The organism is Luteibacter sp. CQ10 (genome assembly GCF_040900725.1).
GTDB lineage: Bacteria > Pseudomonadota > Gammaproteobacteria > Xanthomonadales > Rhodanobacteraceae > Luteibacter.
In genome coordinates this window covers 303,517-327,033 of record NZ_JAEUYM010000004.1, presented here as the reverse complement: position 1 = coordinate 327,033, position 23,517 = coordinate 303,517, and the positions used below count along the sequence as shown (strand labels likewise).

General features: G+C 69.7%; 21 protein-coding genes. 18 read left to right on the top strand and 3 right to left on the bottom strand.

What is annotated here, in order from left to right; genetic code table 11:
• Positions 1-18: 18 nt before the first annotated feature.
• From JNG39_RS17325 to JNG39_RS17270, 12 genes are read left to right on the top strand one after another with little or no spacing between them, the layout of a single operon-like run.
• Positions 19-456, top strand: coding sequence for an FdtA/QdtA family cupin domain-containing protein (locus JNG39_RS17325; RefSeq protein WP_368313266.1), 438 nt, complete (start codon positions 19-21; stop codon positions 454-456).
• Positions 441-1,571: a DegT/DnrJ/EryC1/StrS family aminotransferase gene (locus JNG39_RS17320; RefSeq protein WP_368313195.1), complete on the top strand. Its 1,131-nt coding sequence runs from the start codon at positions 441-443 to the stop codon at positions 1,569-1,571. The genes JNG39_RS17325 and JNG39_RS17320 overlap by 16 nt, the downstream gene beginning before the upstream one ends.
• Positions 1,568-2,824: an O-antigen translocase gene (locus tag JNG39_RS17315; protein WP_368313194.1), complete on the top strand. Its 1,257-nt coding sequence runs from the start codon at positions 1,568-1,570 to the stop codon at positions 2,822-2,824. The genes JNG39_RS17320 and JNG39_RS17315 overlap by 4 nt, the downstream gene beginning before the upstream one ends.
• Complete coding sequence (locus JNG39_RS17310; protein WP_368313192.1) at positions 2,821-3,759, top strand: glycosyltransferase; 939 nt, start codon at positions 2,821-2,823, stop codon at positions 3,757-3,759. Before JNG39_RS17315 ends, JNG39_RS17310 begins: the two co-directional genes overlap by 4 nt.
• Positions 3,756-4,877, top strand: coding sequence for a hypothetical protein (locus JNG39_RS17305; RefSeq protein ID WP_368313191.1), 1,122 nt, complete (start codon positions 3,756-3,758; stop codon positions 4,875-4,877). Before JNG39_RS17310 ends, JNG39_RS17305 begins: the two co-directional genes overlap by 4 nt.
• Before the next feature lie 14 nt (positions 4,878-4,891).
• Complete coding sequence (locus tag JNG39_RS17300) at positions 4,892-5,794, top strand: Wzz/FepE/Etk N-terminal domain-containing protein (protein WP_368313190.1); 903 nt, start codon at positions 4,892-4,894, stop codon at positions 5,792-5,794.
• On the top strand, positions 5,754-6,590 hold the full coding sequence (locus JNG39_RS17295) for a class I SAM-dependent methyltransferase (RefSeq protein ID WP_368313188.1): 837 nt from the start codon (positions 5,754-5,756) through the stop codon (positions 6,588-6,590). Before JNG39_RS17300 ends, JNG39_RS17295 begins: the two co-directional genes overlap by 41 nt.
• Before the next feature lie 13 nt (positions 6,591-6,603).
• Positions 6,604-7,764, top strand: a complete 1,161-nt coding sequence (locus JNG39_RS17290) for an amidohydrolase family protein (protein ID WP_368313186.1) — start codon at positions 6,604-6,606, stop codon at positions 7,762-7,764.
• Positions 7,764-8,480, top strand: coding sequence for a class I SAM-dependent methyltransferase (locus tag JNG39_RS17285; protein ID WP_368313185.1), 717 nt, complete (start codon positions 7,764-7,766; stop codon positions 8,478-8,480). The genes JNG39_RS17290 and JNG39_RS17285 overlap by 1 nt, the downstream gene beginning before the upstream one ends.
• Positions 8,477-9,991, top strand: coding sequence for a radical SAM protein (locus tag JNG39_RS17280; protein ID WP_368313184.1), 1,515 nt, complete (start codon positions 8,477-8,479; stop codon positions 9,989-9,991). Before JNG39_RS17285 ends, JNG39_RS17280 begins: the two co-directional genes overlap by 4 nt.
• Before the next feature lie 10 nt (positions 9,992-10,001).
• On the top strand, positions 10,002-11,126 hold the full coding sequence (locus tag JNG39_RS17275; protein ID WP_368313183.1) for a glycosyltransferase family 4 protein: 1,125 nt from the start codon (positions 10,002-10,004) through the stop codon (positions 11,124-11,126).
• The gene (locus JNG39_RS17270) at positions 11,123-12,241 is read left to right on the top strand and encodes a glycosyltransferase family 4 protein (protein WP_368313182.1); all 1,119 of its coding nucleotides are present in this window, start codon (positions 11,123-11,125) and stop codon (positions 12,239-12,241) included. The genes JNG39_RS17275 and JNG39_RS17270 overlap by 4 nt, the downstream gene beginning before the upstream one ends.
• Before the next feature lie 90 nt (positions 12,242-12,331).
• Here the strand turns inward: JNG39_RS17270 and JNG39_RS17265 are convergent, their stop codons facing one another.
• A complete protein-coding gene (locus JNG39_RS17265) occupies positions 12,332-13,555 on the bottom strand; it encodes a nucleotidyltransferase family protein (RefSeq protein ID WP_368313180.1) in 1,224 nt (407 codons plus the stop codon).
• Positions 13,556-13,559: 4 nt separating this feature from the next.
• Positions 13,560-15,002 carry a radical SAM protein gene (locus JNG39_RS17260; RefSeq protein WP_368313179.1) on the bottom strand — a complete coding sequence of 481 codons (1,443 nt, stop codon included), beginning with the start codon at positions 15,000-15,002 and terminating at the stop codon, positions 13,560-13,562.
• Between the two features lie 100 nt (positions 15,003-15,102).
• Here JNG39_RS17260 and JNG39_RS17255 point away from each other — a divergent pair, with 100 nt between their 5' ends.
• Both JNG39_RS17255 and JNG39_RS17250 read left to right on the top strand, forming a co-directional pair.
• The gene (locus JNG39_RS17255) at positions 15,103-16,137 is read left to right on the top strand and encodes a serine kinase (protein WP_368313177.1); all 1,035 of its coding nucleotides are present in this window, start codon (positions 15,103-15,105) and stop codon (positions 16,135-16,137) included.
• Positions 16,137-17,789 (top strand): ATP-binding cassette domain-containing protein, encoded by a 1,653-nt coding sequence (locus JNG39_RS17250; RefSeq protein ID WP_368313176.1) that lies wholly within the window; start codon positions 16,137-16,139, stop codon positions 17,787-17,789. Before JNG39_RS17255 ends, JNG39_RS17250 begins: the two co-directional genes overlap by 1 nt.
• 9 nt (positions 17,790-17,798) lie before the next feature.
• Here JNG39_RS17250 and JNG39_RS17245 read toward each other — a convergent pair whose 3' ends face one another.
• Positions 17,799-17,933 (bottom strand): hypothetical protein, encoded by a 135-nt coding sequence (locus JNG39_RS17245; protein ID WP_368313174.1) that lies wholly within the window; start codon positions 17,931-17,933, stop codon positions 17,799-17,801.
• 67 nt (positions 17,934-18,000) lie between these two features.
• Here JNG39_RS17245 and JNG39_RS17240 point away from each other — a divergent pair, with 67 nt between their 5' ends.
• The 4 genes from JNG39_RS17240 to JNG39_RS17225 are packed head-to-tail and all read left to right on the top strand — an operon-like array spanning position 18,001 to position 23,512.
• Positions 18,001-20,568 (top strand): TIM-barrel domain-containing protein, encoded by a 2,568-nt coding sequence (locus JNG39_RS17240; protein WP_368313173.1) that lies wholly within the window; start codon positions 18,001-18,003, stop codon positions 20,566-20,568.
• A 3-nt stretch (positions 20,569-20,571) separates the two neighbouring features.
• The gene (locus JNG39_RS17235; RefSeq protein ID WP_368313171.1) at positions 20,572-21,474 is read left to right on the top strand and encodes a glycine betaine ABC transporter substrate-binding protein; all 903 of its coding nucleotides are present in this window, start codon (positions 20,572-20,574) and stop codon (positions 21,472-21,474) included.
• On the top strand, positions 21,471-22,586 hold the full coding sequence (locus tag JNG39_RS17230; protein ID WP_368313170.1) for an ABC transporter permease: 1,116 nt from the start codon (positions 21,471-21,473) through the stop codon (positions 22,584-22,586). The genes JNG39_RS17235 and JNG39_RS17230 overlap by 4 nt, the downstream gene beginning before the upstream one ends.
• A complete protein-coding gene (locus tag JNG39_RS17225; RefSeq protein ID WP_368313169.1) occupies positions 22,583-23,512 on the top strand; it encodes an ABC transporter ATP-binding protein in 930 nt (309 codons plus the stop codon). Before JNG39_RS17230 ends, JNG39_RS17225 begins: the two co-directional genes overlap by 4 nt.
• Positions 23,513-23,517 lie beyond the last annotated feature (5 nt).

The following is a 23,517-nucleotide window of genomic DNA, read 5'->3' as shown; positions in this document are numbered from 1 at the left end:
CACGCGGGACCGATGACCATGGAGATCGAACGCATCCAGCTGGAGACGCACGGCGACCGCCGGGGCATGCTCGTGGCGCTGGAACCGAAGCTCAACGTGCCGTTCGACATCCGGCGCGTCTATTACATTTTCGCCACGCGCGAAGGCGTGCGCCGCGGCCAGCACGCGCATCGCCGGCTGACGCAGATGGCCGTGGCGGTGCGCGGCTCGGTCACCGTGATGCTCGACGACGGCACCGGGGCCGTGGAGACGCGCCTGAGCGATCCGTCGCAGGGGCTCCTGATCGGCCGCATGGTCTGGCGCGAGCTGTACGACTTCAGCGACGACTGCGTGCTGATGGTGCTCGCCGACCAGCCCTACGATCCGGGTGACTACATCGCCGAGTACGACCAGTTCCTGCGCGAGTCGCAGATCCCCGCCTATGCCGAGACCGTGGTGGCATGGCCGGGACGCTGACGGACGAGGTGCCGTTCCTCGACCTGCGCGAGGTGAATGCGCGCCACGCCGACGCGCTCAAGGCCGCGGTGGCCCGCGTCATCGATTCGGGCTGGTACGTGCTGGGCCGGGAGCTGGAGGCGTTCGAACGCGAATTCGCCGCATGGTGCGGCACGCGACACGCGCTGGGCGTGGGCAACGGCCTCGACGCGCTTACGCTGATCCTGCGGGCGTATCGCGATCTTGGCGAACTCTCGCCCGGCGACGAGGTGATCGCGCCGGCGAATACCTTCATCGCCAGCTTCCTCGCGGTCGACGAGGCGGGCCTGCGCGCGGTGCCGGTCGAACCCGACGAGGCCACGTTCAACCTCGATCCCGCGCGCGTGGAAGCGGCCATCGGTCCACGCACGCGCGCCATCCTCGCCGTGCACCTGTACGGACAGCTCGCCGATATGGGCGCGCTCGGCGACATCGCGAAGCGGCACGGCCTGTTGCTGATCGAGGATGCCGCGCAGGCCCATGGCGCGACGCGCGGCGGCGTGCGCGCGGGCGCGTTCGGCGATGCCGCGGGCTTCAGCTTCTTCCCGTCGAAGAACCTCGGCGCGCTGGGCGACGGCGGTGCCGTCGTCACCTCCGACGAGCGGCTGGCCCGGCGCGTGGCGGCCCTGCGAAACTACGGCTCCGAGGTAAAGTACCGGCATCCGCACCGCGGCGTGAATTCGCGGCTGGACGAGATCCAGGCGGCGATGCTGCGGGTCAAGCTCCAGCACGTGGACGAAGACGTCGCGACGCGCCGCGCGGTCGCTCGCCGCTATCTCCATGGCATCCAGCATCCCGCCATCGGCCTGCCGCGCGACGTGACCGGCGAGTCGCATGCGTGGCACCTTTTCGTCGTGCGCTGTGCGCGGCGCGATGCGCTCCAGCGCCACCTGCGCGAATGCGGCGTGCACACGCTGGTGCACTATCCCGTGCCCGCGCATCGCCAGGGTGCCTACGAGGGCGCGTGGGACGTGGCGTTGCCGATCACCGACCGCCTCAGCGCCGAGGTGCTGAGCCTGCCGATGGGACCGACGCTGGACGCCGACGCGATCGAACGCGTCATCGATGCCTGCATGGCTTTCGAGGCCGATCCGTGAACATCGCGCGCGCCGGCGCCTGGTCCGCCATCGGCACCGCGGCGCGCCTGGGCGCGGCGCTGGTCACGGTCAAGCTCGTCGCATGGCTCGCCGGTCCCGCCGGCGTCGGCCGGCTCGGCCAGTTCATGAGCCTCATGTCCGTGCTGGCGGTGTTCGCCGGCGGCGGCATCAACGCCGGCATCGTGAAATACGTGGCGGAATACCGCGACGATCCCGAGCGGCTGTCGCGCCTCCTCGCCTCCGCGCTCGGCTACGCCATCGCGGCTTCGTGCGTGATGGGCTGCGTGGCCCTGCCGTTCAGCCGTCCGCTCGCGACCTGGCTGCTGGGCGACCCCGGTTACGACGGCCTGATCCGCATCCTTGCGGTGGCGTTGATCGGCATTGCGCTGGTGAACTACGTGCTGGCCGTGATCAACGGCTTCATGGACGTGCGCCGCCTGGCCTTCATCCAGGTGGCCGGATCGATCCTCAGCGTGGCGCTCGCCCTGTGCCTGGCCCATGCGTTCGGCCTGTACGGCGCGCTGCTCGCGCTCGTGCTGGGTCAGCTGTTCTGGCTGCTGGTCGGCCTGCCGGCATGGTGGCGCAGCCCATATTTCAACACGCGCATGCTACGCGTCCGCTTCGACGCGACGATGACGCGGCGCCTCGCGGCCTTCTCGATCATGTCGTTGACCTCCGCGCTGCTGCCGCCGCTGGTCAACATCGCCGTGCGGGACCACCTCGCCGCCTCGCTGGGTTGGGAACAGGTGGGTTACTGGCAGGCGGTGACGCGCGTCTCCGATGCCTACCTGCTGTTCATCACCACCGCGATCAACGTCTACTATCTGCCGCGGCTCGCGGCGACGAGCGACCCGGGCGCGATCGGGCACGAACTGCGGCAGGCATGGCGCTGGCTGATGCCTGCCGTGGTCGTCATGGCCCTGGGCATCTACCTGTTGCGCGACGCCATCACCCGCCTTCTCTTCAGTGGCGGCTTCGCCGCCGCCAACGATCTCTACGCGCCGCAACTGGCGGGCGACGTGGTCAAGATCGCGGCCTTCGTGATGTCGTACCTGATGCTCGCCAAGGCGATGACCCGGCTCTACGTCGTGTCCGAATGCGTCTTCGCGACGAGCTACCTGGTGCTGGTCTACCTGTGCAGCGCGCGCTTCGGCCTCATCGGCGCGATGTACGCGTTCGCGATCAACTACCTGGCGTACTTCGCGTTCAACGCGGTCGTGGTGCGCCGTTTCCTCGGAGGGGCCGCCCGATGAACCGCCATCTCACCGACGAATCGCCGCTGGTCTCGATACTCATCCCCGCCTACAACCACGAGGACTTCGTCGAGCGCTGCCTCGACAGCGTGCTGGAGGACCCTTATCCGGCCAAGGAAATCGTGATCATCGACGACGGTTCGACCGACAAGACGGCCGAGCGCATCGCGGCGTGGATCGCGCGGCACGGGCACGAGGTGCCTTGCGAGTTCGTACAGCGGGACAATCGTGGCATCGCCACTACGCTCAACGAGCTGGCGGCGCGTGCGCGCGGCGAGCTGCTGCGCATCGGCGCGAGCGACGACTATTTCCTTCCCGGGGGGCTGCGCACGCTCGTTCGCTATCTCCAAGAGCATCCGCGCAAGGGCGCGGTCATCGGCGACTCCATCGTGGTCGATCGCGAGGGCCGGAAGATCCACGACAGCGGCATGTGCGACCTGCATCGGGCCGACAAGCGCGATTACCGCAGCGACGAAGGCATCCGGCGCGCGGTGATCTCGCGCTGGGCGGTGGGCGGCCCGGTCACGCTGCTTCGCCGCAGCGAACTGGAAACCGTGGCGCGCTGGACCGAGGGCCTGCGCATCGACGACTGGGACCTCTTCCTCCGCCTCGCGGCGCGCGATGCCCTGGGCTTCATCGATGCGCGCGTGTGCGCCTATCGGCTCCATGGCCGCAACATCAGCAAGACGAAGCATCGGGCCACGCGCATCCTCCACCTCGAGGAATCGCGCGACGTGGCGATACGGCGGCTACCGCTCTTCGACGAACCGTCCCGCACGCTGCTCCGCGCGCAGATCCACTACATCGGTGCGAAGATCGCCTTCCTTCAATCGCAGTACCGCCACGTAGCCGTTCGACTGGCCTGCTACGCGGTGCTGCGTCTCCGCTGGCACCTGCACCTGCCGGGACCGCATCCGCGGGCGGAGCGCGTATGAGGTCGCCCATCGCCTTGCCGTCGACCTACGTGGCGTGGCCGATGCTGCTGTCCTGCGCCGTGACCTGGGCGACTTACGCCTTGCCGCCCGGTTACGGCGACGGCGTGGTCCTGCTCGCGCTGGCAGCCGTGGCGGTGCTGGTCGCCGACCTGGCGTCGCGCGACCGGGTGCCGTCCGGTGCCGACTTCCGCGGCCGGCGTTACGTCGGCACGCGCGAGGGCTTCGTCGGCCTCGCGTTCGGCCTGGCGGTGTTCGTCTTTTGCCTGCTCGACGTCGCGCTGTTCCCGGCCGCGTTGCTGCACGACCCAGGGTCCTACGCCACCATGACAGGCGGCCACGAACATATCCGGCGCATCGCCGACATGTGCTGGACGCTGCCGGTCATCGGCATGCTCTGCACGCGCGTGCGCGTGCTCCGCCATGCCCTGGTGATCGCCGGCCTGGTGTTCCCCGTGCTGGTGATCGACCGCAACCGGATATTCGCGTCGTTGTTCTCCATGGCGCTCGTGATGCTGCTGCGCCGGGACGAACGGCGGCCGGTGCCGTGGAAGGCCGTCCTCCTGCTGGGCGTCATCGGTTGCGGCGCGTTCGCGGTGCTGGGGATGGTGCGCTCGGGTTCCGTCGCCCAGGTGCTCTTGCCGTTCGGTCCGCTGTACAAGCAGGCCCCCGCGGGCGTGCAGTGGCTGCTGCTCTACGTCACCGCCGGGCCTTACAACTTCGCCTCGATGCTCGCCAAGGGCTACCGCGATCCGGCCGTGCTGTTCGGGCAACTGTTGCCCGGCAGCGGCGTCGCGATGCCCCTGCCGCTGGATGCGTCGAACGTGAACGTGGGCACCGAGTTCCTGCCGTTCCTGTTGGCCGGCGGCCCCGTGCTCGCGATGGCCGCGTTCGGCCTGCTCTACGCGCTGATGCGCTGGAGCGTGCGCCGGCTGCACGGCGGACCTCCGTCGTTCTTCGGCCTGCTGATCTTCCTGCGCATGGCGTACGTCTGCGCGATGGCGCCGTTCGCGCCGCAGGCCTTCATCTGGATGAACTTCGGGTTCATCGGCCTGTGCCTGCTCATGCAACTGGCCGCGGCGTGGCTGCCCGATCGCCGGCTGCATACCCTCCCTCCCTGACGAGTCGACGCTTCATGCAACAGAACGAGATCTACCTGATCGACATGTGGCGCATCGTGCGTCGGCGGTGGCCGTGGACGGTCGGCGTGGCGTTGGCGACGATCGCCGCGACGTTCGCCGGGCTGCACATGGCCAGGAGCCAGTGGGAAGCCGTCGCCGCGATCCAGGTGGGGCAGGTGGGCACCGTGCCGCAGGGCGTCGATCCGAGGGTGGAGCCGTTCCAGCGCGTCCTGCTGCGTCTGCAGGGCAAGGCGTTCCAGGACGATGTGCTTCACGGCCTCGGCCTGGCCGACGAGAGCGACGAGGCGCGGCTGTACCGCGCGCGCACCACGCTGGATCCCGACCTCTACGCCAACGTGATCCGTGTGCACGTCCGGGGGTATTCCGCGGAGGACGCCCGCCAGCTGGCGATGGCGACGGTCGATCGCCTCGTGGCCTTGCACGCCGCCATGAGCCGGGCGCAACTCGAGGCCACGCGAAAGCGCTCCGCCGACATCGACCGGACGATCGCCGCGGCCGAGCAGGAGCGTGACCGGCTCACTCGCGACGCGGCCACCGCCGCGCACGGCGACGCGATGCTCGCGAGCCTGGCGCTGGCCAATGCCGATGCCGGCCTGCGCACGATGAAGCAGATCCGCGCCGACCTCGACGCACGGATGCTGCCCTCCGCCACGTTCCCCACGTCCATGCCCTGGCCGGTCACCGTGTCGCCGGGTCCCGTCGCGCCGGCGAAGGTCCCGCTGATGGCCATCGGCGTGCTGGCCGGGCTCTTCCTCGGCGTGGTGGCCGCGACGGCGGTGGACGCCCTTTCGCGTTCAACCAAACGCGAGCGGGCGGGCACTTACGGTGCAGAAGCCCGGCGCGGCGGAGAACGATATGAACCTGCGGCAACCCCTGGCGGCATCGACGCCGCTTGAGCAACGGCTGGCCCAGACCCAGCAAGCCTTCGATAGCGTGGCCGCCGATTACGACGGCCCGCGCGGCAACAATGAACTGATCCAGCGCATGCGCGACACCCTGTGGAACACGGTGCGCGAGAAGATGCCGTCGGGTTCGCGCCTGATCGACCTGGGTTGCGGCACCGGCATCGACGCGATCGAGTTCGCCCGCAGCCGCTTCCACGTCACCGCCACCGACTGGTCACCGCGCATGGTCGAGCGCACGCGCGCCCGCGCCGACGAAGCCGGCGTCGCGTCGCGCGTCGACGCGCGCCACCTCGGCGTGCAGGAGCTGGATCGGCTCGAAGGCGAGTTCGACGGCGCCTACTCCAACTTCGGTCCGCTCAACTGCGCGCCGGACCTGCGCGCCACGGCGACCGAATGCGCACGCCTCATCCGCCCCGGCGGTACGCTGGTGTTCTCGGTGATCGGACGCATCTGCCCGTGGGAGATGGCCCATTACTCGCTGCGCGGCCGTTTCCGCCGCGCGTGGGTCAGGGCCGCGCGCGGCGCCACGGCGGTGGGCATGAACCGCCACACGATCTGGACCTGGTACTACCTGCCGCGCGAGTTCTACGCCGCGTTCGCCGAGCACTTCGCGCTGGAGGAATACCGTGCGTTGAGCCTGTTCATGCCGCCGCCGTATATGGTGGATCGCTATCGAAAGCGGCCGTCGTGGTATGAGCGGCTGGGTCGTGTCGACGACCGTGTCGGCCACCTGCCGCTGCTTCGCGACATGGGTGACCATTTCTTGATCGTGATGCATCGCCGTTGAGCCCGGGCACGCCATGGACGTGATCTTCCACGGTGCGGCCGTCGTGCGCGACGGCCGCGCGGTACGCGAACCGCTGGCGGTTCGCGCAGGCCGCGTCGCGGATGCGCCGGGGCGGGGCGGCTTCGTCGTGTCGCTGCACGATCACCTGATCTTTCCCGGACTGGTGAACGCTCACGAGCACCTGCAGGTGAACGCCGTGCCGCCGTTGCCGGCCGACCGTACGTTCGCCAACAGCTACGACTGGATCGACGCGTTCCAGGCGCATTTCGACGATCCCGCCGTGGCCACCGCGCTGGCCGTGTCCAAGGCGACGCGCATGCGTCATGGCGCGCTGAAGAACCTGCTGGCTGGCGCCACTTTCGTGGCGCATCACGATCCGTGGCATCCCTCGCTCGACGCCGACGATTTTCCGGTATCGCTGCTGCGCGGGCACGGTTGGGGCTATGCGTTGAACGGGCCGGTCTTCGGACCCGACGTGCGCGGGGGCTTTCTCGCCACGCCATCGTCGAACCCATGGATGATCCACCTGGCCGAGGGCACGGACGAGCGTGCACGCGCCGAGCTCGCGCAACTGGATGCGATGGGCTGCCTGGCGGCCAACAGCGTGCTCGTGCACGGCGTGGGCCTCGACGACGAAGGCGTCGATAGGGTGATCGCATGCGGCGCGGCCGTGGTCTGGTGTCCGGCGAGCAATCGTCGCCTGCTCGGCCGCACGCTCGATCCGCGCCGGCTGTACGCGGCCGGGCGACTCGCCCTCGGCAGCGATTCGCGGCTGTCGGGATCGCGCGACCTGCTCGATGAACTGGCCTCGGCGACTGACGAGGGATTGCCGATGTCGGCCTTGCTCGACCTGGTGACGACCGCCGCCGCACGCATCCTGCGGGTGGCGGGGCGGGGCCACCTCGACGACGGTGCCGTGGCAGACCTGCTGATCGTCGCCGACCACGGCGCGTCGGCTCCCGGCAGCCTCGTGGGACGGCGACGCGCGGACCTGCGCGCCGTCGTGCGCGACGGCCGTCCTTGCGTGGCCGATCCCGACTTCGCGCCGTGGTTCGAGGCCGCGGGCATCGAAACCCTTGCCGTATCGCTGGACGGCAAACCGAAACTCCTCGATCGCCGTTACGCCGACCCGGCGATGTTCGCGCTCGAGCCGGGACTGGAGTACCTGCACTGATGCACGCCGACACCCCTGTCCTCGATCCCGTGCCGGCCTACGCGCTCTGGGCGGCATCGTATCCCGCGCACGCGCACAACCCGCTGATGCACGCGGAGGAGCGCGCGATGCTCGCGGCCATGCCCACGTCTTTGGAAGGCATGGCGGTGGTGGATGCCGGATGCGGCAGCGGCCGATACCTCCGCCACGTGCTCGCACGTGGCGCGGCGTCGGCGACGGGCGTCGATCTGTCGCCGGAGATGTTGCATCGCGCGGAAGAATGGATCCGCGCCGACCAGCGCGAACGGCTCACGCTCCGGCAAGGCAGCATCACGGCGTTGCCGCTGGGCGACGGCGTGGCGGACGTGACCGTGTGCGGACTGGTGGTGGGCCACGTGCCCGATCTCGACGCCGCGCTCGCCGAGCTGTGTCGCGTGACGAAACCGGGCGGCGAGATCCTGTGCAGCGATTTTCATCCGGTGGGGCAGGCGCTGGGCTGGCGTCGCGACTTCCGCGCCGACGGACGCCGCTATGCGGTACGGCATACCACGCACGCCTACAGCCGCTGGCACGACGCGTGCGCACGGCTCGGCCTGGTCGTGGAGGGCGTCTTCGAGCCGATGCTCGATCCGGCCGACATTCCCCCCGGTGCGCGTTTCGACCCGGTCGCCCTCGAAGTGCCCGTCGCCCTGGTCTTCCGCCTGCGGCGTTCCTTCCTTTCACGGCATGGCGCATGAATCCCTCGCCTAACACACTCCTGGTCAATCCCACCATCACGTCGCGCGCGAGCGCGCGCTTTCCGTTGTCGCTGCTCAACCTCGCGGCGTCGCTGGACAAGCGCGGCAGCAGCACCATCGTCGACGGCAACATCGAACGCGACACGGTCGAGGCGACCTTGCGCCAGCTCGAGGGCGGAGGGTTCGACGCCGTGGGCATCAGCGTGATGGGCGGCCCGCAGATGGCGCCGTCGATCGCGGTGTCCACGGCGATCCGCGAGCGGTATCCCTCGCTGCCGATTGTCTGGGGCGGTTATTTCCCCACGCTGTACACCGATACCGCGCTGGGCGCGCCCTACGTGGATTACGCGATCCGCGGGCAGGGCGAGGACACCCTGCCGGACCTGTTGGCCGCGCTAGCCCGTCCGGATCGCGACGTGTCGCGCATCGGCGGCCTGTCCTGGAAGCAGGCGGACGGCGGCATCGTGCACAACCCCAATCGCAAGTTCACGCACGAGGACCCGGGCATCGTGCTGCCGTACGACAAGCTCGGCGACCCGCGCCGGTACCTCGCGCGTACCTTCCTGGGCCAGCGCACGGCGGCGCACCAGGCCGCCATCGGTTGCCGCTTCCGCTGCACGTTCTGCGGCGTGGCGGCGATGTTCGGCGGCACCACCAAGCTGCCCGCCGTGGCCCGCCTCGAGCGCGACCTGAAGTACCTCAAGTACGAACTGGGCGCGGATTCGATCCAGTACTTCGATCACAACTTCTTCGACCGCGAGGAGGAGATGATCCCGCTGCTCGAGGTGATGGCCCGGTACGAGCTGCCCTGGTGGTGCTACGCCCGTTCGGACGCGTTGCTCAACATGTCGGAAAGCACCTGGAAACTGGTGCGCAAGAGCCGCCTGCGCATGGCCTACATCGGCGCGGAATCGCCTAGCGGCGCCATGCTCAAGGAGATTCGCAAGGGCACCCGGCCCGACCAGACGCTGGAGGTGGCCGAGCTGTGCCGGCGCCACGGCGTGATCCCCGAACTGTCGTTCATGGTGGCGCCACCGGAAAACACGGTGGAGGAAACCGAGCATACGTTCGAGTTCATCCGCGAGCTGAAGAAGATCAATCCCGCGTCGGAAATCATCGTGTACATCTACACGCCGCTGCCGGAGGGCAGCAAGCACGAGAAGGATCGCGGCAAGCGCGCGTCGACGCCATTGCTCGACCTCCACGGCGAGCCGGTGGTGTTTCCCGCCACGCCCGAGGAATGGACGCAGAAGCGCTGGGTGGATTACGCCTGCCATGCCGACGCCCCGTGGCTCACCGACGACCTGCGCCGGCATATCCAGGATTTCGTGACGGTGCTGCGCTGCAAGTTTCCCACCGTGCAGGACATGCGCTCGCCGCCGTGGGCCAAGCGCGGGCTGAGCGCGATGGCGTCGTGGCGCTACCGGCGCCGCCGCTACGACAAGCCGTGGGAGCTCAATCTCGCCAACCGGCTCGTTCGCCTGCGCTTGCCGCAGGTGTCCGGGCTCTGAGGACATCACCATGCGTGCCGTGCAGTTGAACCTGCATCCTGCGCCGGCGGATTGCCCGCCGGGCGACCTGTTCGACCGCTGGCCGTCGCTGGCCGACATCCCCGAGGCCGTGGCGTCGGGAGGCACGCGAGTGGCCGTGGTGCAGGCGGCCGCCTGCGACGAGCGCTTCGTGCGTCGTGGCGTCGACTATCGGTTTACCGACGTGCGCGGCCTCGAATCGGCGCACGCGCGGGGACGCCACTACGCGAACCTGCTGCGTGCGCTACGCGCCGACGTGGCGCACGTTCATAGCCTGGCCTATGGCGAAGACGTGCTGGCGATCTCGCGCGTGATGCCTTCCCTGCCGATCGTGGTGCAGGACCACGCCGATCGCGTGCCGCGCTGGTGGCAACGCCCCGCCTGGCGCCGCCAGTATCGCGTCGTCGACGCGGTGGCCTTCACCGCGCCGGGCCTGGCCGGCCGTTTCGAGCGGGTGAAGGCATTTCCGCCCTCGTTGCCGGTGGTGGCCGTTCCCGAAAGCAGCAGCCGTTTCACGCCGGGCGACCGTACCGCGGCGCGGGCATCCTGCGGCCTGGGAGGCGATCCTTGCGTGCTCTGGGTCGGTCATCTCGCGCGCGGCAAGGACCCCCTGACCGTGCTGGAGGGGTTTGCGCGACTTGGCGAGCGGCTGCCCGCCGCGCGCCTGTACTGCGTGTTCGGCAGCGCGCCGCTGCGCGACGAGGTGACCGCGCGGATCGAGGGCGACGCGCGCTTGCGTGGACGCGTGGCCCTGCTGGGCCGCGTGGAACACGCGCAGGTGCAGGTGCTCATGCGCGCCGCCGATATCTTCGTCGCCGGCAGTCATTCGGAAAGCTGCGGCTTCGCCTTGCTGGAAGCGCTGGCGAGCGATCTCGTGCCGGTGGTGACCGATATTCCCTCGTTCCGCGAACTCACCGGCAATGGCGCCGTGGGCGAGCTCTGGCCGGTGGGCGATGCGGCCGCGCTGGCCGAGGCGCTGTTTCGTACCGCCATGGCGCCGCCGGCGATCGGGCGTGTGCGCGCGCATTTCCAGGTGGAGCTTTCGTTCGCCGCGCTCGGTCGGCGATGGGCGTCGGTCTACGCGCGCGTCGCCGCGAAACGCAGGCATTCGGCATGAAGATCGCCATCGTCCTGCCGGGTGGGGTCGACCGCGGCGGCGAGCGACGGGTGATTCCCGCCTTTCTCGCCCTCATCGAGCGGCTGGCCTCGCGTCACGAGGTTCACGTCTACGTGTTCCACCAGGAACCGAGGCCCGCGCGATGGCCCTTGCGTGGCGCGACCGTCCACAACATCGGCGACGGCTGGACGCAGGCACGGGCGATCCGCGCCATTCGCGCGGAACATCGCGTCGCGCCGTTCGACGTGATCCAGGCGCTTTTCTCCGGCTCGTGCGGATGGGTCGCCGCCGTGGCCGGACTCACCCTCGGCGTGCCTTACACGGTGCATATCGCGGGCGGCGAGCTGGTCGCCCTGCACGGTATCGGCTATGGCGGTCGCCGCCGCTGGCGCAGCCGCCTGCGCGAGGCCTTCGTGCTGCACGCCGCCGCGTCGGTGAGCGCGGCGAGCGCGCCCATCGTCGAGGCGCTGGCCGGGTTGGGCGTGGGCGCGCGGCGCATTCCGCTGGGGGTGTGCCTGCAACGCTGGCCGGCCCGCGCGCCATGCGGACGCCGGCACGCGTCGTTGCGCCTGCTGCACGTGGCGAGCCTCAATCGGGTGAAGGATCCGCACACGCTGTTGCGTGCGCTGGCGATGCTGGTCGATCGCGGCGTGGACTTCGAAATCGACATCGTCGGCGTCGATACGCTGGACGGCGAGGTACAGGCCTTCGCTCGCGTGCTGGGCCTGGCCGATCGGGTGCGCTTCCTCGGGTTCCATACCCAGGATGCGATGCGGCCGTTGATGGAAGAAGCGGACCTGCTGGTGATGTCCTCGTTGCACGAGGCCGGTCCGCTGGTGCTGCTCGAAGCGGCGGTGGCGGGCGTGCCGTCGGTGGGAACGGCCGTGGGTCACTACGTGGAGTGGGCGCCCCGCGCGGCGTTGGCGGTGCCGACGGGCGATGCGGTTGCGCTGGCGGATGCCATCGAGCGGGTCGCCGGTGACGAAGCGCTTCGTCTGGAACTGGCAAGAGAGGCGCAGCGGATCGCCTTGCGCGAGAATGCGGATTACACGGCGCGGATGTTCGAAGGGATGTACGAGGCACGGGTGAAGCGGATGGGCGTCACCGCTTCGTAGCGTTCGCCGATGCGATCGGCTCCCACCCCTCCGGTAGGCAAGTTTCGATGACCCGGCTACCGAAGGGTGGGAGCCGATCGTATCGGCGAATCAGGGTGCGAAAGCCTGGCTACCCTGCGCCAACGCGCCCCGAACGACGTAAAGCGTATCCATCCGCGGCACCGGCCGCGTCAGCGCCGTGACGACCCGTCGCAGGTGCCCTTGGCGCACCCATTCCTGCCCCTGCAACCAGGCCTGCGTGCGCAACATGTCCACCCGTTCCTCGCGGCTCTCGCGCGATGGCCTCACGCGGCGCAGCAGCAACGTCGCGAGGTCGCCCGGCGTACGCACCCACTCCACGCCGGGGAGCAGGTGCAGCCACAGGTGGGAGCATGACGTGCTGGTGAGCGTTTGCCGCGACGAAAGGGTGCGCAGCAAAGGCGTGGTATCGCGACGCAACCGCTGGAGCACGGCGCGCGGTACGGTGCCCGGGAAATACCGGTCGACCAGCCGCAGTGGCGGATAGGCCCACCAGGGCGCTTCGTCGCCCTGCCACAGCGGTTCCCATGCCGCGCGGCGCATGCGTCGCGACAGCTGGGCCATGTCGTGCAGGTGCAGCAGGCGCAGGCTGCGCCCGCAAATGCTGCCCGCCGCGTGCAGCAGCAGGTGGGTCATGAGTGCGCCGGACGAAGGATAGGGGTTGATGCCGGGTACCGCGTCCGGCGCCCATACGATCGACGTGACGTCCACCACGCGGATCGGCAGGCGCTCGTGGATGCGCGTGTGAAGCTCGATGTTGATCGGCGTGTCGCGATGCTCGCCGAACGCCGTCGCGGGTCGAACGCCTGCCGGCTTGAACACCACGTGCTTCCACTGGCGATACGTTTCCTCGTAGCCGAACCCGGCCAGCACCGCCGCCGCCGCGTCGGCGTGCTCGGGTCGTACGAGCAGGTCGATGTCGGCCATGGGCCGTTCGCCCGCGACGTAGATGCCCAGCCCGTGCAGCGCGCTGCCCTTGAGCGCCATCATCGGCACGCCGAGATCGCGTGCTCGCGTGTCGATCCGCGTGAGCAGGTCGGCGATGCGGCGTTGGCGCAGTTCGACGTGCTCGCGCTGGGTGGCGAGGAAGTCCTGCCACTCACGCGCCGGCCAGACCGAACAGCCGGCCAGCAGCGGCGCCACGCCGTGGGCGACGGCCGCGGCGGCGGCGACGCGCCACGCCGTGTCGTTCCACGCGGGCACGTCGGTGCCCTGGCCGGCACGCGCCAGTTCGTCGGCCAGCGTTTCGGTGGTAAGCGACAGATCCGACTTCACCTGCTCGAGCGGCGGCAGCATGGCGTCAGCTCCCGGCCGCGATGCGTACGAACGGCGTGGGACGTTCGCTGCGGTGCTCGCGTTCGCGCGAAACCAGTTCATCCCAGGCCGTGTCCAGGGCGTCGCCGTCGCCGGCCAGCTGGGCGAGCACCTGGCGGTGGAGCACGTCGCGCACGTCGCGGTAGAACGCGGTGTCGTAGGCGCCGCGGAACATCATGTCCAGGTCGTCGCTCTCGTCCCAATGCGTCTTGCTGCCGAGCTGCGCGCGTACCTCCTCGAAGAATTTCGTGCCGGGAAGGGGATACGACACGCTGACGCCGATGTCGTCGGGCGCGGCGTCTCGCACGAGGGCGCGCGTGGCGAGGATGTCCTCCAGCTCCTCCCCGAGGTAACCCAGCTGGATGAAGAAACCGACGCGGATGCCCTGTGCGCCGAGACGTCGGCGTGCCGCTACCAGATCGGCCACCTTGGTGCCCTTGGTCATGCGGTCGAGTACGCGCTGGCTGCCGCTTTCCGCGCCGATCCACGCTTCCGCGCAACCCGCCGCCGCCAGTGCCTTCGCCATGCGTTCGCTGGCGAGGTCGGCGCGGGTCTGGATCATGAAGGGCACGGACCCGTCGCTCTCGGCGAGGTGCCCGGCGAACGCCGTGACCCAGTCGATGTGGAAGCCGAAGATGTCGTCGGCCATCCAGATGTGGTCCGGACGGTAGGTTCGCTTCAGGAAGGTCATCTCGGCCGCGACGTCCTTGGCGTCGCGCTGGTTGTAGTGGTTGCCCCAGATCGGTTTCGCGCACCAGTTGCAGCGGAACGGACAACCGCGCGACGCGGCCATGTTGAGGCTGAAATAGCCGTGGCGGTCCATCCACAGCGTGCGATAGGCCTCGACGTCGACCAGGTCCCAGGCCGGCAGGCCGCTGATGCGCGGGTCGGGCGGCACCACGCCGAGGCGGATCAGGCGGGTATCGCCCTGCGCGGCGGTCGCCACGCCCGGCAGGCCGTCGGTCCATGCGGCGGCATCGATGGCGGGGTCGCGCTCCAGGCGGTCCACCAGGGCCATCAGGGCCGCGATGCCCTCGCCGGTCAACACCGCGTGGGCGCCCGCGGCGAGAAACGCCTCGGGGTGATCCGACGCGTCGGATCCGGCGACCAGCACGCGGGCGCCACGCGCCCGTGCTTCGCCGATCATCCGGCATGCGGCCTCGCGCATGCGGCTCAGGCACATCTTGGTGAGGTAGTTGAAATTGTCTTCGTAGAAGACGACGAGTTCGGGCGAGGCGGCCGCCAGGCTCGGCGCGTAGTCTTCGACGCCTTCGGCGAGCATCGCGTCGAACAGCGACACCTCGTGGCCCATGCGACGCAACAGGGCGGCGATCTGGAGGGTGGCCAGCGGTGGATACGGCTTGCCCCGTTCCCATTGCTTGCGGTCGTAGCGAAGGAAGTAGGAATGGCCGACCTGAATCTTCAGCATGTGACTAACGCCTTTCGCGTCGTACGGACTTCGTGTAAGTGCCGGGGGATGGCGGGGAGGTTGCGGCAACCTTTCCCCTCCGGCGGCGCACCCACCGGGCATGACGACGATCACGGATGCCGACGCGACCGAGCCCGACGCCGATCCCTTCGGCGAACGCGCGGTCCTTTCCCATGCCGCGCGCTGGACGATCCTCGGGGCGAGCTTCCACGTGGAATCGGACAGCGAAGCCTTGCTCGCGTTGGCCGCGGAGGCGTACGAAGGGCTGCCCGCCCACCGTTTCGCGGCGGTGGCGCCGATGTTCCACGTCGAGCTTCGCCTCGTACCGGCGCGTGAGCGGGAGGCGGTTTCCGTGCCTCCACGCGTTCGCATGCGGGCGGGAGCGGGCCTGCTGTGCGGCGTCATGGACGAGTCCAACCACGTGGCGATCGCGCCCGGGCAACGGCGCGCGCTGGTCACGGTATCGGCCGACATGCTCGCCCGGCATCCCTATCACGTGCGCTACGAACTGATCGAGTTCGCGGTCTACCTGCTCGCCGCGCGCGGACAGGATCTCGTTCCCCTGCATGGCGCGTGCTTCGGACTGCAAGGGCGCGGCGTGCTGCTGCTGGGGCCGAGCGGCACCGGCAAGTCGACGCTGGCCTTGCATGCGCTGCTCGACGGTTTCGACTTCCTCGCCGAGGACGGCGTGTTCGTCGAGCCCAAGCAGATGCGCGCCACGGGCGTGCCGAATCACCTGCACGTACGCGACGATTCGCTGCATTGGGCGCAGGGCGAGGCGCGCCGCTGGCTCGACGAGGCCCCCGTCATTCACCGGCGCAGCGGCGTCGCCAAGCGCGAAGCCGATCTGCGCACCGGACCCGGCCGGCTCGCCGCGCGGCCGCTCGACCTCGTCGCCGTGCTGCTGTTGAGCGGACGCGTGGGCTCGGACGTTCCCATGCGCAGGCTGGCACGCGAGGAGGCGGTCGCCCGTCTCGTCGCCGACCAGCCCTACGCCGCCGGGCAACCGCACTGGCAGCGTTTTCTCGACCAGGCGCTGGCGCGCGGCGTGTACCTGCTCGACCGCGGCGCGCATCCGCGTGACACCCTGCGCCTGCTCGCGTCGTTGCTGGCGGCGGACGCGGCGGTCGCCTGATGACGGCGTTGCGCGAGCTGCGCGCCCTGTGGCACGTGCTGCCACGCGGCGAGACCGGCGCGTTCGTCGCGTATGTCCTGCTGTCGGTGGGCGCGGCGCTGGCCGGCAGCCTGTCGGCCGTGTTTCTGGTGCCGCTCGTGCATCCGGGAGGCCACGTCTCGCCCGTGGAAGGCGTGCAGGCGAACGCGCTGTGGTTCGCCGTGAGCGGCATCGTCTTCGCGCTGATGCGCTGGCAGTCGTCGCGCATCGGCGCACGCCAGGTGGGGCGATTGATCCATCACCTGCGCACGGGCGTGCATGCGCGCCTGCTCGACGCGCCCTTGCCTGAACTGGCGCACCTGCGCTCGGCGGAAATCGCCAACGTGCTCACGCACAACGGCGAATCGCTGGCGCAGGCCTTCCGCGCGATGCAGCAGATCGCGGTCACGGCGATCACGTCGCTCGCGAGCTTCGGTTTCGCCATAGGGATCTCGCCGGTACTGATGCTCACGGTGCCCTTCGTGCTCGTGCTGGTTCTCGCGACCTCGCGCCTTGCCGTCCGCGAACTCTCCGCGGTGGGCAAGCGCTATGTGGCCGACTACACCAGCCTGTTCTGGCACAGCGAGGATTTTCCGCGGCGCCTGCGCCACATCCGTTCGTTCGGCAGGGAAGCGGCGGAGCGGGACAGCTACGGCGACGTGTCGGCCAGCCTCGCCGACGGTTACCGTCGCCAGCTGGAACTGGTGGCGTCCAGCCGCGTCGTGATCGAACTCGCGGCCGCGGTGGGCATCCCCGCGATGTTCCTGCTGGCGCAGCGGTGGCATGGCGTCAGCAGCGAGTCGCTGATCGCGGTGGGGTTGCTGCTGGGCCGCCTGCTTCCCTACCTCATGTCCACCCGCGAGGCCTTCCAGCAATGGCGTGCCGCCATGCCCGCCCTGGCGCTCTGGCAGCGGTACATGGGCCTGCATGCCGGCGCGGAAAACGGCGGCGCCGCCGTCGCCTCGCCGGGCGAATTGCTCATCCGGCGCCTGCGCATCCGTCCACCGGCGGACGGCCTGCGCGTGGAGGGAATGCGCCTGGCGGCCGGCGAACTGACCCTGGTGAGCGGCGATTCGGGCATCGGCAAGAGCAGCCTCGTCGACGTGCTCTCGGGCATGGTGCCTGCCGAATGCTTCGATGCGGAACACGACGGCGTACCGATCGACGCGGCCGCCTATCGCGCGCTGATCGCCCGCGGCGCCTACGTGTGCCAGAACGTGCGCCCCTGGCAGCGCACGGTGCGCGAATGCCTGGCGTGGGCCGCCCCCGAAGCCAGCGAGGCGCAGATGCGCGAGGCGCTCGCCGACGTGGGCCTCGCGCGGCGTCTCGACGCCGGCGGCAAGGCTCTAGAGACGACCTTGAACGATGCCGACGGCAGGCTTTCGGGCGGCGAACTCCAGCGCCTGCTGGTGGCCCAGGTCATCCTGCGCCGGCCGGTTCTGGCGATCCTCGACGAGGCGACCAGCGCGCTCGACGCGGCGTCGGAGCTGGCCGTGCTGGGCGTGCTGCGACGACGCCTGCCGCGCAGCATCCTGCTGGTCGTCTCGCACCGTCCCGCCGTTGCCGCGCTCGCCGACCAGGTGGTGCGCATCGACACCGACGGCGTCGCCGTGACCGGCTCCCTGACCGCCTGAAGCGCCGCGTCATGCATGCGTTCGCCGCACGGGCGTACGCGCCAGCAGGCGGCCGGTACGGGTGACGATGTGCGGCGGCGTCGCGTCGCTCGGTCGCGCGACGGAAGCGGCGACGGCGATGTTCGAGCGGGCGGTTCGTGACATCCTTCACCGCCCGCATGCGGCAACGCGTCATAATGACGGCTTCGCCAGCCCGCAGGTCACTTCGTCCATGGAAGCCGCCGCCGCGCAACCCGAAGCCGTCGTCGAACGGGGCGACGTACGTTTCACCGTCCTCACGCCCCGCGTCATCCGCCTGGAATGGGGCGTCTTCCGCGACGACCGCACCCAGGTCGTGGTGCACCGCGCGCTCGACGTGCCGCCTTATCGCATCGACGAAGACGACGCCACGCTGCACATCGACACCGGTCTGCTCCATCTTCGCTACGTGAAGGGCTCGGGCCGCTTCACCGCGAGCAACCTCGAAGTGGCGGTGCGGCGTCCCGGTGGCGGCGACATCGTCTGGCGTCCCGGCGACGTGCAGGCCGCCAACCTCGGCGGCACCTATCGCACCCTCGACCGCTACGACGGCGACACCTGGCCGGACGGCAGCAAGCTGCCGCTGGAAGACGGCCTGATCGCGCGCGACGGCTGGCACGTGGTGGACGACACGGCGAGCTTCGGCCTCGACGACGACGGCTGGGTGCTCGAACGTCCCGAGGGCGAGCGGCAGGATCTGTATTTCTTCGGCTACGGCATCGATTATCGCGCGGCCCTGGCCGACTTCGCCGCCATCGCCGGCCCGCAGCCGCTGCCGCCGCGCTTCGTCTTCGGCTATTGGTGGTCGCGCTACTGGAATTACTCCGACGAGGAGCTGCGCACGCTCGGCGCGCGTTTCGAGAAAGAGCGCATTCCCCTCGACGTGCTCGTGCTCGATATGGACTGGCACACCACCCCGGGCCTCTCGCTGCGTCCCGGCCACGAGGAGTACGACGCTTTCGGCCAGCAGTCCGGATGGACCGGCTACACCTTCAATCGCAGTCTGTTTCCCGACCCGGCGGCGTTCATGCGCTGGGCCCACGGCGAGAACCTGCGCATCACGGTGAACCTGCATCCGGCCTCCGGCGTGATGCCGCACGAGGAAAAGTACGAGGCGATGGCGAAGGCGCTCGCGTGGGATACCTCTACGCAGGCGCCGATCCCGTTCGAGGGCACGTCACGCCCGTACATGCGGGCGTTGTTCGACACGATCCTGCATCCGCTGGAAAAGGAGGGCGTCGATTTCTGGTGGCTCGACTGGCAGCAGTGGCCCGAATCGAAGGCCCATCCGGGGCTGTCGAACACATGGTGGCTCAACCACCTGTTCTATACGGAGATGCAGCGCGACGGCGATCGCCGTGGCCTGATCTACCATCGCTGGGGCGGCCTCGGGAACCACCGTTATCCGATCGGTTTCTCGGGTGACAGCGTGATCTCGTGGACGTCGCTGGCCTACCAGCCGCATTTCACGGCCATGGCGTCGAACGTGCTCTACGGTTACTGGAGCCACGATATCGGCGGCCACACCTTCCACAAGCACATTCCCCGACCCGAGCGGCACCTGGAGCCGGAGCTCTACGCGCGCTGGATGCAGCTGGGCGTCTTCAGCCCCGTGTTGCGCACGCATTCGGCCAAGGAAGCCAGCCTGCACAAGGAACCGTGGCACTTCGGGCCGCCCTGGGGCGACGCGATCTTCGCGGCCATCCGCCTGCGCTACCAGCTGGCGCCGTACATTTACGCCGCCGCGCGGCAGGCCTACGACACGGGCATGTCGCTGGTGCGGCCGATGTATTACCAATGGCCCGAGCTCGACGAAGCCTACGCCCATCCCTCGCAATACATGTTCGGCGACGACATACTCGTGGCGCCGGTGACCGATCCGGTCGGCGAGGACGGCACCGTGGTGTTCCCCGTCTGGTTGCCCCCGGGCCTGTGGTACAGCCGCGACGGTGCCGAGGCGTTCGAAGGCGGCGGCGTGTTCGAGCGAGCGTACGCCCTGGAGGAAATCCCCATCTTCGTGCGCCCCGGCAGCGTGGTGCCGTTGTATCCGGAGGGCTTGCGCGACTTGGCGAGCGTGCCGGATACGTTGATCCTCCAGGTCTTTCCCGGCGACGAAGGCGCGACCGTGCTCTACGACGACGACGGTGCCAGCCAGGGCTACCAACGCGGCGAGTTCGCGCGCACGCGGGTGCGCAGCCGTCGGGGCGACCGCGCCCATCGCGTGCATATCGACGCGATGGACGGCCGGTACCGGGGCCGGCCGCATTCGCGATCCTATGTCGTGGAACTGCTGGACGCGGGCATTCCCGAACGCGTCGAGGTCAACGGCGAAGCGCTGCCGTACAGCGCCTCGCCCGCGCCGCGCACCTGGCTGTTCGACACGGCGTCGCTCTGCATCCGTGTCGACCTGGGCACGGTGAGCGTCGACGAGGCGCACGACGTCGTGGCCCGCTTCGCCCCCGAACACGCCTTGCCCAAGGGCCTGCTGCATCGCATCCGCCGGGCGGAGTTCGCCGTGCGTTATCTCAAGCAGGTATGGGGAGACATCTCCGCGCTGCCCGACGACGTGAACCTGGCCGGGCAGGCCGATCGCGTGCTCGCCTATGCGGTGGAGCATGGCGACGACCAGGGCAGGGCGCAACGGTTCACCGCGGCGGTACAGGCGTTCGAATCGCGTTTCGCGGGCCTCGTGGCGAGCGTGGCGGCCACGCCCATCGACGAAGCCTACAAGCGTACCTTCGCCGACCTCGTGGGCCGTTGATCGTTGCGCCGCGCGATCGTCTCGCTGCTGCTCGCGCTGGCCGCCTTCGCATCGCATGCGCAGGCGGTGCGCGTGGGCTCCAAGGCCGACAACGAAGGCGCGTTGCTCGGACAGATCGTGCTGCAGGTGCTCCGGCACGAAGGCATCCCGGTCGTGGATCGCACCCAGCTCGGGCCGACGTCGATCGTCCGGCGCGCGCTGGTCAACGGCGATCTGGACGTCTATCCCGAGTACACCGGCAATGCCGGCTTCTTCTTCCATCGTGAGTCGGACCCGGCGTTTCGCGATCCGCGTCGCGCGTACGCACTCGCCGCCTCGCTGGACGAGGCAGCGAACCGGCTCGTGTGGCTCGCGCCCGCGCCCGCCGACAACCATTGGGCGATCGGCGTGCGCGGTGACGTGGCGCGCGCGGCCGGGTTGGCGACGCTGGACGATTTCTCGCGATGGGTGCGTGCCGGCGCACGGGTGAAACTGGCCGGTTCGGCGGAGTTCGTCGAAAGCGACGCGGCGCTACCGGCCTTCCAGCAAGCGTATGGCTTCACGTTGCGCGGCGATCAATTGCTCGTGCTGGCCGGGGGCGACACCTCGGCGACGATCAAGGCGGCGGCCGAAGGCATCTCCGGGGTGAACGCCAGCATGGTCTACTCCACCGACGGCGCGATCGCGGTGACGGGGCTGACGGTGCTCGACGATCCCAGGCACATCGAAATGGTCTACCAGCCCGCGCCGGTGGTGCGGGAGGACGTGCTGCGCCGCTATCCCGCGATGCGCGCGCCGCTGGAGGCTGCCTTCCGTGCGTTGACGGTCGAACGCCTGCGCCGGCTCAACGCGCGCACGCAGATCGATGGTGAGGATGCGGGGAAGGTGGCGGCCGACTACCTGCGGCAGGAGAAGCTGCTGCCATGAGCCGCCGCCTCGCCCTTCCGGTCGTGGTGCTCTGCGCCGTCGGGCTCCTCGCCGCGCTGGCCCTGCCGTTCGCGCACGTCGCGCCCAACCGCCTGCTGAGCGGCGAGGCACGCAGCCCCCACGCGTCGATGCTGGCGCTGGCCTGGGTCGTGCTCGCGGTGACCTCGTGGGATCGGTGGCCTCGCGGCGTCTCAGTCGCCTGCACGGCGGTGTTCGCCGTGGCGTTGCCCTGGTTGCTGGCGGGCGATGCCTCGCTGTGGCTCGCGACGGCGCGCGCCACCACGCGCGTGCAGGCCGGCTTCTGGGCGATGTGGCTTTCCACCGGGCTCCTGCTGCTCGACCGACTGCGCGCATGGCGCCCGGGCTGGCGCGTGGCGACGTGGGCGGCCGTCGTCGGCGTGACGGTGCTGTCCGCCGCCATGGGGCGCTTCGACGGCGTGGCGGTCGTACGTGAATTCCACGCGCAACACGATGCGTTCGTCGACGCCTTGCTGATTCATTTGCGCCTGTCGGCCTCGACCTTGCTCATCGCCCTGGTCGTCGGTGCGCCGCTCGGCTTCCAGGCATGGCGTGCCCGTCGCACGGGGGGCGCGCTCGTCGGCGTGCTGGCCTTCCTGCAGACCGTGCCTTCGCTCGCCCTGTTCGCCTTGCTGATCGGGCCCTTTGCCTGGCTCGCGCGACAATGGCCGGCCCTCGGCGCGCTGGGCTTCGGCGGGACGGGCGCGGCGCCCGCCGTGTTCGCCCTGGTGCTCTACGCCTTGCTGCCGGTGGTGCGCTATACGATGGCGGGCCTCGACGCCGTGCCCGCCGACACGCGGGAAGCGGCACGCGGGCTGGGCATGACGCGCTGGCAATTGCTGGCCCGCGTGCAGTTGCCGCTGGGCTGGCCCGTGCTGCTCGCCGGCCTGCGCATCGTCGCGGTGCAGACCATCGGCCTGGCCGCCGTAGCCGCGCTGATCGGCGCAGGCGGCCTGGGGCGTTTCGTTTTTCTCGGTATCGGACAAGGGGCGGCCGACATGGTGTTGCTGGGTACGCTGGCGATCATCGCGCTGGCGCTGGCGGTGGACCTGCTGTTCCAGGGGTTGCTCGCATGGACGGAGCGCCGCGCATGATCGAATTCGACGGCATACGCAAACGCTTCGGCGGCCACGCCGTGATCGACGGCCTGTCGCTGCGCGTGGACGACGGCGAATTCTTCGTGCTCGTGGGCCCGTCCGGTTCGGGCAAGTCCACGCTGTTGCGCATGGTCAACCGCTTGGTGCTGCCCGACGAAGGGACGATACGCGTGGATGGCGAAGACGTGGCGAGCGTGCCGGTCGAGCGGCTGCGTCGCGGCATCGGCTACGCCATCCAGTCAGTGGGCCTGTTTCCGCATCGCACGGTGGCGGAGAACATCGCTACCGTGCCGCGCCTGCTCGGCTGGTCGAAGGAGGCCATCCGCGATCGCGTGGACGAACTGCTGGCGCTGCTGCGCCTGGACGAGCCCGGCATGGCGTCGCGCTATCCGCGCACGTTGTCGGGCGGTCAGCAGCAGCGCGTGGGCGTGGCGCGCGCGCTCGCCGCGCGTCCGCGCATCGTGCTGATGGACGAACCCTTCGGCGCGCTCGATCCGCTCACGCGCGAATCCTTGCAGGCCAGCCTCAAGGCGATCCAGCGCGAGACGAAGACCACCATCCTGTTCGTCACCCACGACATGGACGAGGCCTTCGGCCTGGGCGATCGCGTGGCGCTGATGCTTGACGGCAGGCTGGTGCAGACCGGCACGCCGAGCGAGCTGATCCGCGAACCCGTGAACGATCGCGTGCGCGATTTCGTCGGCGGCGCGCGGGCCCGGTTGCGCGAGCTGGCGCTGCATCGCGTGCGCGAGCGCATGCATCGGGGAGGCGTCGCGGACGGCGAGGCCGTGGACGCCGATGCGACCTTGCAGGACGCCCTCGGCGCGATGCTCATGCAAGGGCGCGAGCGCCTGCCGGTGAGCGAGGGCGGGCATGCGGTCGGTACGATCGACCTGGCCGACATGGTGGAGCGCCGCCGGTGAAGGCG